Source organism: Alteromonas oceanisediminis (genome assembly GCF_018474025.1).
GTDB classification, from domain to species: domain Bacteria; phylum Pseudomonadota; class Gammaproteobacteria; order Enterobacterales; family Alteromonadaceae; genus Alteromonas_E; species Alteromonas_E oceanisediminis.
Map to the genome: position 1 here is coordinate 196,507 of NZ_JAHCTA010000002.1, position 12,638 is coordinate 209,144.

The 12,638-nt window shown below is 46.8% G+C and carries 12 protein-coding genes and 1 tRNA gene; 5 read left to right on the top strand and 8 right to left on the bottom strand.

Translation table 11 applies throughout. The features are described 5' to 3' along the window. Positions 1 to 103: 103 nt before the first annotated feature. The 6 genes from KIU71_RS04130 to KIU71_RS04155 form a co-directional block, all read right to left on the bottom strand. Positions 104 to 2,935 carry a TonB-dependent receptor gene (locus tag KIU71_RS04130; RefSeq protein WP_214129914.1) on the bottom strand — a complete coding sequence of 944 codons (2,832 nt, stop codon included), beginning with the start codon at positions 2,933 to 2,935 and terminating at the stop codon, positions 104 to 106. A gap of 353 nt (positions 2,936 to 3,288) precedes the next feature. Beyond that, the gene (locus KIU71_RS04135; protein ID WP_214129915.1) at positions 3,289 to 4,053 is read right to left on the bottom strand and encodes an HpcH/HpaI aldolase family protein; all 765 of its coding nucleotides are present in this window, start codon (positions 4,051 to 4,053) and stop codon (positions 3,289 to 3,291) included. Position 4,054: 1 nt separating this feature from the next. Continuing rightward, the gene (locus tag KIU71_RS04140) at positions 4,055 to 4,771 is read right to left on the bottom strand and encodes an alpha/beta fold hydrolase (protein ID WP_214129916.1); all 717 of its coding nucleotides are present in this window, start codon (positions 4,769 to 4,771) and stop codon (positions 4,055 to 4,057) included. 57 nt (positions 4,772 to 4,828) lie between these two features. Next, on the bottom strand, positions 4,829 to 6,118 hold the full coding sequence (gene hisD / locus KIU71_RS04145; RefSeq protein ID WP_214129917.1) for a histidinol dehydrogenase: 1,290 nt from the start codon (positions 6,116 to 6,118) through the stop codon (positions 4,829 to 4,831). 29 nt (positions 6,119 to 6,147) lie between these two features. Then, the gene (locus tag KIU71_RS04150) at positions 6,148 to 7,176 is read right to left on the bottom strand and encodes a cupin domain-containing protein (RefSeq protein WP_214129918.1); all 1,029 of its coding nucleotides are present in this window, start codon (positions 7,174 to 7,176) and stop codon (positions 6,148 to 6,150) included. Positions 7,177 to 7,296: 120 nt separating this feature from the next. Further along, positions 7,297 to 8,343: a LacI family DNA-binding transcriptional regulator gene (locus KIU71_RS04155; protein ID WP_214129919.1), complete on the bottom strand. Its 1,047-nt coding sequence runs from the start codon at positions 8,341 to 8,343 to the stop codon at positions 7,297 to 7,299. 279 nt (positions 8,344 to 8,622) lie between these two features. On the opposite strand from KIU71_RS04155, the gene KIU71_RS04160 reads away from it, so the two are divergent. Next, positions 8,623 to 9,372 carry an SDR family NAD(P)-dependent oxidoreductase gene (locus tag KIU71_RS04160; protein ID WP_214129920.1) on the top strand — a complete coding sequence of 250 codons (750 nt, stop codon included), beginning with the start codon at positions 8,623 to 8,625 and terminating at the stop codon, positions 9,370 to 9,372. A 58-nt stretch (positions 9,373 to 9,430) separates the two neighbouring features. On the opposite strand, the gene KIU71_RS04165 is transcribed toward KIU71_RS04160, so the two are convergent. Both KIU71_RS04165 and KIU71_RS04170 read right to left on the bottom strand, forming a co-directional pair. Continuing rightward, positions 9,431 to 9,506, bottom strand: a tRNA-Phe gene (locus KIU71_RS04165). Between the two features lie 36 nt (positions 9,507 to 9,542). Next, on the bottom strand, positions 9,543 to 9,755 hold the full coding sequence (locus KIU71_RS04170; protein ID WP_214129921.1) for an XRE family transcriptional regulator: 213 nt from the start codon (positions 9,753 to 9,755) through the stop codon (positions 9,543 to 9,545). A gap of 436 nt (positions 9,756 to 10,191) precedes the next feature. On the opposite strand from KIU71_RS04170, the gene KIU71_RS04175 reads away from it, so the two are divergent. The 4 genes from KIU71_RS04175 to KIU71_RS04190 all read left to right on the top strand — a co-directional run bounded on the left by KIU71_RS04175 (position 10,192) and on the right by KIU71_RS04190 (position 12,442). After that, a complete protein-coding gene (locus KIU71_RS04175; RefSeq protein ID WP_214129922.1) occupies positions 10,192 to 10,407 on the top strand; it encodes a hypothetical protein in 216 nt (71 codons plus the stop codon). A gap of 169 nt (positions 10,408 to 10,576) precedes the next feature. Continuing rightward, positions 10,577 to 11,512 carry a mechanosensitive ion channel family protein gene (locus tag KIU71_RS04180; protein WP_214129923.1) on the top strand — a complete coding sequence of 312 codons (936 nt, stop codon included), beginning with the start codon at positions 10,577 to 10,579 and terminating at the stop codon, positions 11,510 to 11,512. Positions 11,513 to 11,712: 200 nt separating this feature from the next. Continuing rightward, a complete protein-coding gene (locus tag KIU71_RS04185) occupies positions 11,713 to 12,204 on the top strand; it encodes a hypothetical protein (protein ID WP_214129924.1) in 492 nt (163 codons plus the stop codon). A gap of 10 nt (positions 12,205 to 12,214) precedes the next feature. Continuing rightward, the gene (locus KIU71_RS04190; protein WP_214129925.1) at positions 12,215 to 12,442 is read left to right on the top strand and encodes a ChaB family protein; all 228 of its coding nucleotides are present in this window, start codon (positions 12,215 to 12,217) and stop codon (positions 12,440 to 12,442) included. The last annotated feature ends 196 nt before the right edge of the window (positions 12,443 to 12,638 follow it).

Consider the following 12,638-nt stretch of genomic DNA (forward strand, 5'->3'; position numbering starts at 1 on the left):
AACAGCTGCGATAAGCTGCTGAGTGTGAGTTGACATTATTGTTAAGAATGAAAACGGATTTGCGAACACTTGCCGCAAACCCGTGTTACCAACTCACCACTATCTAGTAGTAACGATAGCTCACTCTAATACCGTAAGTGCGCGGATCACTGTAGGTTCCTTGTATCTCACCGTTACTTCTTACGGTGATTCGGCCTAGCGTTGCTTCATTTTCTAGGTTTTGCACAAAGGCTTGAGCACTCCAAGCTCTATCTTCAGATTCCCAAATCACTCTCAAATCCGTTTTGAAGTAGCTGTCTTGCTCTATGTTAGGAGCAGAAGGGGAGAGTAGGTATGAACCTGTCCAATGTGTATTAAACTGCGGCGTGACCGTGCCGTATTGACCAAAATCCATCTCGTATGCTACCGAAATATTGCCTTGCCAATCCGGCGTATTCTGTACGCGTAAATCAGTGGGTATATAGGCAAAGTTAAACCCATCAATGCCCGTTTCAATAAAGTCTTCAGGGTTAGTCACCGCATTAGGGAAATAGCCACCGCCTACACCATAGTTCTGAGGTGCTGTTGGAGGAAACGCGCCCGATCCACAGCCGGGCTCCATGCTGTAGTAAAAGCAACTGAAGTTGGCAGGGTTATAACGAGGAAACTCATCATATCTCGCTCTTAAGTAGGTGAGTGAACCACTGACCTTCAATCCTTCTGCAGGAACCGCTGTGAACGAAACTTCCGCTCCTGGTGTGTCCTGCTCACCCACATTGAAAATAGTGGAGACATTTCGAGCTTGCCCGTCAACCGTGACGATTTGAGTGCCTTGCTCTTGTAGATCAGTGTATTTATTAAAAAATGCTGCCGCATTTACACGTAATTTTCCATCAAGAAACTCGTTTTTAGATCCCACCTCAAATGCTTTTACACCTTCCGAATCAAACGTTGTGATTAACCCGGGCGAATTGGCAGCGGTAAGACCTGCACCAAAACCGCCTGAGTGGCGACCCGTATTAAAACTCGCATACACCATATTATCTTTCGTGACTTGATAGTCGAGAGCAATCCGATAGGTGAAAAAGTCAAAGGTGCGTTCGCCACATAGCGTATAAAAATAATTGGGGACTTCAGCAACCGGCTGATCGCTTTGATCGGTCGATATACCTTGCGAGGTAAAGCCACCACATGTTGGATTGAAGTCGTAGGTAAAAAATGGATTGACCGCGTAGTAGTTTTGCGGGTCGGTAAAACCTTGTTGCTCAGCATACTGACCGGCGAACAACGTACCGTTAGAAGGCGATTGCGTTATTGTTTTATATTCCTTGTCATCTTTGGTATAGCGAACACCTAGGGTTAACGCAAGCGTATCAGAGAGATCGTAGGTTCCCTGTGCATATACCGCAAACGACTTTGTTTTTGCTTCTGCTAGGGAGAGGAAGTCAAACAGATTTCCCGTGGTGAAATCAACATTACAATCTGCGGGCGTCGTGAAGCTAAATTGGCATCCGTTTGCCGAACCACCTAAACCGCCGCCTGCGCCAAAATACACCGGTAGCCCAAGTGATTCAGCCGTTTCCGTCGAGTAGTTACGGTTAAGGTAATAAAAGGAAGTGCCATCTCGACCTTCTTCCTCAAGATAAAAAGCACCCACCGTATATTGTAACGGGCTGTCTGAGTTGGTCGATTGCAATTGAAATTCTTGTGTGAAGACTTCCGATTGCGTACCCCCAGCAAAATATCGTAGGGGTAGGGGAGTACCATCTCCATCACCACCTGCCGTTGTGTCAAAGTCGGTATACGACGTAATTGAGCGGAAGCGTAAACTTTGACTGATGTCATAATTGACGACCGCACTATACTGTGTTTGCTCAAGATCTTCATAAGGAACCGCATCATAGATGGACTCATAAGGACCGGGAACGGGTATACCGACATCGGCACCATTCACGTCAGGTATACCGTCGCGTAGTGCATTTGAAAACGGGTAGAGCGTTCCGGTACCTACGTTCAATCCATTGAAGCCGCCAAGGCCTGGCGCCGTGCCAAAAAAGTTGGCAGTGACCCCGTTAAAAACGACTGACCCGCCGGGAGGTGTAATCAGGTTTGGATCGATAGCAACGCCGATCACCTTACCGTTTGCGACATTAAATCCTGCGCCACCCCGTTTGAAATAGCTACCCCGTACCAAAACTTCAAGGTCATCGTTGAAAGATGACGGAACCCATCTGACTGCGCCTCGAATATAGTCTTCTTCTTTATCTTGTAAGTCGGCATCATCAGTGACAATGCTTTCAAGAAAACCATCACGTCTCTCTGTCGCACCTGCGAAGCGCAACGCCAAGTCAGAATTAACCGGTAGATTAACAAAACCTTCAGCGCGTGTTCGATTGTAGTTACCTAACGTAACGTCGAACCCCGCTTCAAAATATTCGGTTGGCGGCGCCGTGGTCAACGAGATATTGCCGCCATAACTATTGCGGCCAAACAGTGTTCCCTGTGGCCCTTTCTGTACTTCTACTCGCGCTAAATCGACCAACGCTGCTGTCGCTTGCTGTGGGCGAGCCTGATAAATTTCATCAATATAAAATCCGATTCTCGGATCAGAATTCAGGCCGATGGCCTCTGTGTAAACACCGCGGATAGCAGGTCTTTGTGCTGCCCCTGTGCGGTTGAGACGAAGACCTGGAATGACTTGTTCTAAACGACTGACATCGCTGATGTCCTGCTCTCTAATTTCCTTTGCTGTGAGTACCGCTACAGAAACAGGGACCTCCTGCAAATTTTCTTCTCTACGCTGCGCAGTAACGATGATCCTTTCAACCGTGCTTGACGCTTCAGGCGGTTCATTAGAACTGCCACTTGCATCTTGTGCGGCACCTGGAAGAGCGAAAACCATTGGAGCAAAACTGGCGGCTAAAGCCACTTTTTTCAACTTAAATATGTTATTCATGATGTTATCTCTAGGCTGTCTTAAGTTTAAAATATTGCATTCGAAGTCATTGCGCAAGTTTTTTCACATATTTATTACAATTTTTCTCGCGTAAATACTCAATCTGCGGGTTTTTATCACTTCAATTGGGTTGGCTGTCGTTCAATTAGCTTCGCAAGGCCGGCGGTGAAAATAGGGGGTGTAGACCTAATTTGCTGAAAAATATCATTTTTTTGCATAGCAAATTGTTTGGTTTAGTCTTTGGGTTTCGAGAGAGGGTAGCCCGTTCATGGCGAATAGGCTTTGAATTGCGTGGCTTGAAATCCGTGCGAATGCGTTAAATGCATTCGAAGTATTTAATCTTGTGTTGGGCCTTACTTTTTAAGCGTGCTTAAGAGTTGTGCTACGCCTTGTTTGATAAAACCGTGATCCGAATTTAACAAAAATAGTGATACGCCTTTGTCCTGCCAGAACGGCACAGCCTCTATTGAGGGTACGAACATGCCTAGCGTGCGATTGAATGCTTTTGCACTGTTTACAATTTTTTCAACAGCTGATTGGACTTCTGGCTCGTTAACATCGGTAGCACCTAGCGCGACAGTGAGGTCCATTACTCCAATGAAGAAACAGTCAATCCCGCCAACCTCCATGATTGCGTCGATGCAGGCTAATGCGGCTAAATCTTCTATTTGCGCAATTATGGTGGTTTGGAAATGACTGTTTTGGATGTTTTCCATTAAGGGAGAGTGTGTGTACTTTGCGAATCGAGATGACCCAGCGTAGCCTCGTCCAGCAGCACCATAATAGCTTTTCTTTACAATCTGCCGCGCTATGTCAGGGCTGTCAACATGCGGAACAACAATACCAGAAGCACCACAATCCAATGCATTAAGTATCTCACTGTCAGAGCTGTCTCTGAGTCGAACCAGTACGGGTTTATCATGCGCCCTGAAAGCCAATACGGCCGCATCGATGTCCTTTCGGTCGAAGGGAGAATGCTCCGCATCGATGCAGCACACATCGAGTTGAGTCAACGCCAGTACTTCTGCGATCATCATTGATGGTGTTTTCATAAAGGTGCCAATTTGAAGAGTCTTTCGCGAAAGCGCCGATTTGAACTCGCCAGCTGCCGTTTTCATATTATATGTTTAACCAATGTAGTAGTAATTCATTAACCTGCTTGGGCTGTTCTAAAGTGCTTAAGTGGCCGCATTGCGGCAAAATATGCAGTTCAGACTCGGGAATGTGTTCTGCCATTACGGTATGACGCTCCACGGGGCATAGTGTGTCTTGTTCCCCACAAATGATTATGGATGGCACGGAAATAGTATTTAGGGTGGCAAAGCTATCTACCCGGGAGTTAAGAGCTTGCAGTTGAGATCTTCCGCGCGTCCAGCCGGTAGACCTAGCCATGTTCTCGACAATGGTCTCAAGCGTTTTCTCATTGTCAGACGGCTTAAAAATGTACTGAGGGAATAAGGTGGATTTAACAAAGTCTGCTAAGTTTTCGTCTGCGTTACCTGATTTTGCATCGAGGGTGCGCACAACGCCGTTACGCGCATTGCGCTTCTCCTGCGTTTCTGCAAACGGGTTTGTGTCGAGCAGCGCTAAGCGACTGATTCTGTCGGGTGCTTGTCGCCACAACTCAAAGGCCAATATTCCACCCATCGACAAACCGCACAATGCAAAGCGTGAGGGGGCTTTCGCTAATATTGTGCGCGACATATCAGCGAAGGTGTTCCCGCCTTCAAGTTCAGCCACCTGAGAGTTAATTCCTCTTTCTCTCAGAAAGGCCTGTTGCGGGCTAAACAATCGTTGGTCGCAGAAAGTGCCTGGCACAAAAAGTACAGTTTGCATGCTAGCCCTCTGTCAATAGAAAAGGTTTAATCCGGTACTCACAGGTTGTCAGCCTGTTTACTTCCCAAGCTTCTCTTTGTATCGACGGACTCTGATGTCTGCCTGCTCTTTGTGGCCTGCAAAGCCTTCTAGCGCACACAAACGCGAGCAGTACTCTCCGATCTCCAGAGAAGCCTGTTCGGTCAGCTTCTGATAGGTGCAGGTTTTAATAAATTTACCTACCCATAAACCCCCTGTGTAGCGAGCCGCCTTGTTGGTCGGAAGGGTGTGATTGGTGCCGACAACTTTGTCACCATAGGATACGTTGGTTTCTCTGCCTAAAAACAAGGCGCCATAATTCGTCATATTTTTCAAAAAGTAGTCGGGATCTTTCGTCATAACTTGAACGTGTTCTGAGGCGATGTAGTCGGCGACCTCGACCATTTCCTCGTATGAATCTGCAACAATAACCTGGCCATAGTCCTCCCATGCTTTTCCAGCAATTTTTGCGGTTGGTAATACGGTAAGCTGGCGCTCCACTTCTCTCATTGTTGCCTTCGCGAACGACTCCGAATTCGTCAGCAATACCGCAGGAGAATTAATGCCATGTTCAGCTTGGCCAAGCAAATCTGCCGCTGCCAATTCTGGATCGCAGCCTATGTCATCTGCAATAATCAGGGTTTCCGTCGGGCCGGCGAGTAAATCAATTCCTACACGTCCAAATAATTGTCGTTTAGCTTCGGCGACAAAAGCGTTCCCCGGGCCAACAATAAAGTCAACTGCGTCAATGGTTTCAGTCCCAAGCGCCATTGCGCCAACGGCTTGTACGCCACCAAAGCAATAAATTTCGTCAGCACCTGCCAGTGACATCGTGGCGACAATGGCGTCATTTGGCTTGCCATTGAATGGAGGAGCACAAGCAATAACACGTTTGACGCCGGCAACTTTGGCGGTTGCAACTGACATATGCGCTGATGCAACTAAAGGGTATTTCCCGCCAGGGATATAGCACCCTACGGAGTTCATCGGGATATTCTTATGCCCCAAAATAACACCCGGACGCGTTTCAACCTCCACATCCTGCATTGAATCACGTTGAATACGGGCAAAGTTCTTTACCTGCTCTTGCGCGAACTTGATGTCGTTTAACGTCTGTTCATCGAGGCGGCTAATACAAGCTTCAATTTCACTATCAGACAGCCTGAATGATTCAGGAGACCAATTGTCAAACTTTTCGGATAAGTTGCGAACGGCGGAATCACCTCGCTCGCCAATATCTGCCAAGATACCCTCAACCGTTTCGCGAACTTGTTGACTGTTCTGAACAGCCACTTCTACATCAATCCCATTTTTTAAATAACGCGCCATGATTAGTCTACTCCAACGAATAATAAAGTTTAGATCCAAGTAAGCTGAGCTGCTGTGTTCCCAGCCGTCACTATGTGCAATATGCCATCGCTGTCGCCTGTGTTTTTAATCTGGCGTATCGCATTGGCGGGAATCGATACCGTATCTTCTGGGCCTAGCTCTCGCACCAGTCGGTCATCATTGTGTTCAAGTGTGATTAACCAGTTTCCCGACTCCACAACATAGACTTGTACTGCATCGACTTGATGCGCGTTGAATCCGTTATTGGGTGGAGCCACTATGGCGCCCAGCGCAAAGGAATGCGGGTTCAAAACATGTGATTTAACTTGTTTCGTGTCCGTAAAATTTTCACCGATGATGGCATGAAACGTCTTTTCTCCGCCGTCTATTGATTCATCACCGAAAACGTTATTGTGGCCTGTCATTTTACTGACATTATAGACCCGAGCTGCCATCTCTAGGGGGCTCACACGATGAAACTGGAGTAATTGGTCTTCAGATAAAGTTTGCATTAATTCATCTTTAGGAGGGAGCTCCTGACCGGCATTGGTATCAATAAGCTTGGAGTCTTTCGTCAAGTAGAAACGAAACTCTGCGGCACCTTCAATAACAGCGTTTTCCCAAATAACGTTGCCGGAATCATCTTCACCTAGAAACGAAATCATGAAGTTGTCGTCGGAACCAACGCTTTCAAAGGCTCGAAAACATCCGACCGGGACGGTAATGACATCGCCAGGGCTCAAGACAACTTCCCCATCGGAACCATCATGCCCCCAGAAGAATCGCCAGTCTCCCCGACAAATTAAAAACACTTCGGCAGTTTCATGCGCATGCAGCGAGTTGTATTTGCCCGTTGGTAGCGAGACCCCGCCGACATTGAAGCCGTGTGGCTCGACAATGTTGATATGCTGTTTACTATTTTCGGCAACGCCTGGGCCGATAATGCAATAATTCAATTTCCCATCACGATTGGGCAAACGCGTGTCAACGAAAGCTTCTGCGCACGGAACGTAATCATCTTTTTTAACAACTCGCTGCGCTAATGTCAGAGTTTGCATCAGAAAAAACCATAATTTTGACTTCGAATTCAAAAATGGTAGGTTTTATTCTTGGGGTTTGCAATAAGTAATTTAGATTTTTGTTACAAAATAAGTGAGCTGACAGACAGGGGGACTGTATTATTTACACGTTTTACCTTTGATAAAAACGCCACTAAATACACGTTTTTCTGGGGGAAGTGCAGAGTTTTCAATGCGTTGCATTAAGATGTCAACCGCAGCGTCGGCCATCCGTTCCAGTGGTTGCGATACGGTAGTCAATTGATAGGATTGCCAGCTAGCAGGTTCTGCACCATCAAACCCGACGATACTGATATCTTTGGGCACGGAAAGATTGCACTCTTTGATCGCCGCGTCGTAAGCACCTAAAGCCATTATATCGTTCGCGCAGATAATGGCATCGGGCTGCCATTGGTGCTCGAGGATAAGGGTCTTTATTTGTTGATATCCGCTCGAATAACTATAATTGCCCGCTACAATTTGAATATCGTCAACGTCGAGCTCGTGCAAACGCTCAAGCGCACCTTGCATACGTTTCTTTGAGACCGCTGAATCTGCAGGCCCAGTCAACAGGCAGAAACGCTTGTGCTTGGATTTGAATAGATGATCGACCAGCATCCTTTCACCCTCGGCAACATCACAGGTTACGCTGTTGCAAGGCCCCGATTCCGTCGTTCTGTTGTAGTACACGAAAGGAATGCTGCGCTCACTGAAAAAGTTCAGTTGAGTGTCTTTTAGCTGTGCAGCCAAAATAACGCCGTCCACTTGATACTGCCAAACCTGGTCAAGCATGTTAGTGACATCACTTTCATTTTCGAGTGTAAACAAGAGCATATGAACGCCGCGTTTATTAAAATCTCGTGATAATTCAACAAGTAATTCGGGATAATAAAGATTTGTGTTGTTGTTGATTACCACAGCAACGATATTCGATCGCCGAGTTATCAGTGATCGTGCAATAGCGTTGGGTTGATAACCCAACTCCACAGCCACTTTCTGAACTCTTTCACGCATCTTCTTTGAAATGCTTCCGCCCTGTTTAAAGCAGCGTGAGACAGCTGATTGAGAAACGCCCGCCGCTCTGGCAACATCATAGGAGGTTGCTCGTTGCTTATTGTCTTCAAGCTCTTGTTTTACAGCGCTAACTTGCTTCTCAAAATCTTTCATATAAACCAATATTATCGTTGCCTTCAAATGCAAAACGCGCAGTAAACATGCTATTTGCACTACTATCGTTGATCATAAATCATAGCATGTATATCAACGCCAAAGAACTGCTGATAAAAGCCTAAAACCATAAAATAGAACTAGGTGATATTCTCTAATCTCCGCTACATCCGTAAGCACGCCCTAGCATTTGAGGGGAACCTACTACCACAAACTTATTGCTAAATGCATTCGAATGCATTTACACTGATGAGGATGTCGAAGGAATAGGTTTAGCGAATGAGTACTTTATATTCCAGCTCACTTCTAAAAAACAAGGTCGTTTTAGTTACCGGTGCAGGAAAAGGCATCGGCCGCGCATGCGTCCAAGCATGTGTCCAAGCGGGAGCGCACGTGATTGCCGTAGCTCGAACAGAAAAGGATTTAAAGCGTCTGGTGGAGGAAAGTAGTGGCGCCGTGGATGCTTGGGCAATGGATGCCACCAGCGAAGCGTTTATACACAGAATAAATGCGCTAAAGCAGTTGGATGTGCTAGTCAATAATGTGGGCGGCAACCAACCTGAGCCCATCAATGATGTCGAAACCGCTACGCTCGATAGGCTCCTGAACCTGAATGTCCGGTCGGTCTTTTTAAGCAGCCAAGCAGCTGTGAAAAAGTTCGATGAATGCAAGCAGCCGGGAAATATTATTAACATCACATCGCAGATGGGCCATATTGGTTCTCCCAATCGTACCGTTTACTGCATGACTAAACACGCCATAGAAGGTTTGACAAAAGCGCTCGCAGTCGAGTGTGCTAAGCGAAACATCAGAGTGAATTCAGTTGCTCCTACGTTTATTGAAACGCCACTTACAGCACCGATGCTCGAAGATTCAACGTTTAAAGAATTCGTGTTGTCGAAGATACCCATGGGGCGCATAGGACAGCCAGTGGATGTGGCAAATGCAGTTGTTTATTTAGCGTCTGAACTGAGCGGTTTAGTGACTGGAACCAGCCTGAAAGTAGATGGCGGCTGGACTGCCGAATAAGTTACCTATCCACTGGGAATGGAGTGTCACCTACGTATTAGGTAAACACCTTGAAAAATGGTGCCAAGAGATGGATTCGAACCATCAACGCAAAGATTTTCATTCTTCCGCTCTACCTTTGGAGCTGCCTTGGCATAAAGGCGAACAACGAGACGTTGACGTGACGTGCACTACAGATCAATTATCTCCCCATCGGGCAGTGTGATCACCACAGCGAGTTCTCCACCAAGCGATTTTATGTATTTCGATAGCTTGTGAACGGAGATATCTGCCATTTCTTTTGCTTCCAGCTTACTGACTGCTGAACTGCTGACATTCAGTGACAGTGCGATAATTTCTTGTTTAACGGCACTGCGTTGGCGTAATTGTTTCAGTGTTTGCATTTTCTTCTCCCAGCGGTTGGGCATAAAAAAGCCCAGAATGTATCTGGGCTCTTCTTGAAAATGGCCCAGCAGCGTTAACGCTCCTGAGCTGAGTCGGGCAGCGTTATGATCCAGAAAAGAAGTGCGTAAATCGAAAACAGTTCATCATGCTGCTCGCCTTTAAAGTTTATCAGTGTGTGATTTCAGTCATTCGATGCTAGCAACGTTACGTCTAAGTCGCTAGCAAAAAAGCTTTCCCATTTGGAAAGTATTCAAACCCATGTGTTGAAACGGTCATCAGCAGTTTTTAACACATCAGACTGCTGTGGTTTCTTGAAAATAGCGCCGCCGCTCGTGCAACGCAACTTGCATGTGGCGCTCGCGAGTGAAAACATAGGCATCGTCGTAGTTTCACCACCGCGTGAAGCCAAACATCAATTAAAAAAGGAATTTTAGTATGAACATGAATGCAACGCTCATTGGCCAAATCATCTTTCTGCTGGTAATCCCCATAACACTGCTTGGCTATTACCTAGGCAAGCGCAAAACGCAGACACCGATCCTGACGGCCGTGTTGGCTTTTTTTAGTGCGTTTGTTCCACCCGTTGCACTGATCTTTTTCATTGTGCTGGTGGTGAAAAGCGATGTAGAAAAACCGGAAAAGGTAGCTTAATCACCAGCGCTATCGCCATTCAACGGTTTCACGCTGGTGCTATATTTGCTTAGCTCTTAGATAATTGGCTGTTACGCGCTGGAAGGTGCACTGAAACAGCCGCTTAGCACACCCAATGCGTGTAATTTTTACGTGGATGGGGTGGATAATGACTATCTGGAGCCTTTGAATGACCCATTCCCGAATCCCCCTCAACACATTTTCTCAAGCGAATGATGCACAAAGCGGTGGCGAATCGCTGGAAAAACTGTCGCCGTTAGAAACGCTGGAGTCCACATTGGTTGGTATCGCGCAAGGGTTCTTCGAGCACCTGCCGTACATGGCTGTGGGTTTTGCTGTCGTTTTACTGACGTGGCTGCTTTCGTCAGTGATTGGCAATACGGTAAAGAAGTTAGCCGACCGTCGAAATTCACGGGATTCAGTGCGTGAGTTACTTGTACGATTGACCAACATCGCCGTATGGACGCTGGGTCTTTTACTCGCGGCTTTGGTGATGTTTCCCGGCTTAACGCCTGCAAAAGCGCTGGGCGGGCTTGGGCTACTCTCAGTGGCAATTGGTTTTGCGTTTAAAGAAATTTTTGAAAACTTCTTCGCGGGCATTTTGTTGTTGTGGAAGTACCCATTTGAAAAAGGCGATTTTATCGAATGTGAATCGATTATGGGAAAGGTCGAGAACATTTCGGTGCGCATGACCACCATTCGTAAAACCGATGGCGAGTTGGTAGCAACGCCAAATTCCTTTTTGTTTAAAAACCCGGTGCGTGTGCTAACTGATCTTGACCTAAGGCGGATCACCATTATGACCGGGGTTGCTTATGATGAAGATGCTGACGCGGCGGTCACGGTGATTGAAAATGCACTCGCGCAGTGCGACACGGTGGATAATTCCAAACCGGTGGAAGTCTTTTTAGCCGGATTTGGCGCTAGCAGCATAGATATTGAGGTGACGTGGTGGACAGAGCCGACGCCACTCGCTCATCGTAAGTCAAGAGGCGAGATCGTCGGTGCTGTAAAACGCGCTTTGGACGACGCGGGTATCGAAATCCCATTCCCATACCGAACCATGACGTTCAAGGAGCCGTTAACCATACAACAGCAACGTTAATCTTTCGAATGAAGGCGGCGCGTACAATTTACAGGGGTGTGAAGTTATGTCAGTCGTACGCGCGATTTAATGGCAAGTTGGCGATACTGTTTAAGTCTAACTAACTGATAATTAAGTAAAAGGTTGTATAATCTGTTGGTTAAATTTTCGGCATTGAATATGCAGCGCTACTGCTTAAACGGACATCGAGGGAATATCTCATGAGCGATACACATTTTAATTCGTACTTTATAACCGATACGGTAGAAACAGCGACAGACGTCATTGATCAGCTCAAGTCGTTAGGAATACCTGAAAACGACATCGGTGTTGTGAGTAAGGATAAGGATATTGCAAAGGCTGATTTGCCCGAAGCCGATCTAACTGAGAAATCTCAGTTACCAGAAGCACTCAAACGCGGTGCGATGTTAGGCTCTGGTTCAGGGCTGTTTGCTGGTGTACTAATGGCCACATTTCCTGTCGTGGGATTTACCGTGGGCGGAGCGGCTATTCTTGGTATGACAGCAGGCGGCGCGGCAGCAGGCGCATGGTCTGCCAGTATGATTGGCGTCAGTGAGAATAGCGAGCTGGTTGAACAGTTTGAACAAGCTTTAGATGATGATAAAACCTTAATTTTCTGCGAGCTTGACGCATCGCAAAGAGAGCAGGTTGCAAAGCGTTTTAGCAGCGTAAAGTCTGGCACAATCGAATAGGACGCCGACCATGCCCTATGATTCATTAAGCGACCTTCCCGATGGCGTTTCGGATAACCTGCCCAAGCATGCGCAGGAAATCTATCTCGCCGCCTTCAATAGCGCGTGGGAGACTTACAAAGACCCTGACGACAGAAGAGGTGATGCGGATCGCGAAGAGGTTGCACATCGGGTCGCTTGGTCAGCGGTCAAGGAAAAATATAAGAAATCTGATGGGAAGTGGGTAAAAGCTGATTGACAGCGCGCGCTTATCCACTGTTCTAAACTGCACCCCGTTTTCTCCGGCAGATTTGCAATCATGCTTTGCGCCATTTCTTCTGGAGTTGCCATCTATATCTTCGCTGTACTTATTCTGCATCACCCAAACGTTGGTCAAATCACTATAAGATAGTATTCAACCAATTGCACATAGGTCGGGGAAGGGATAGGCTAAG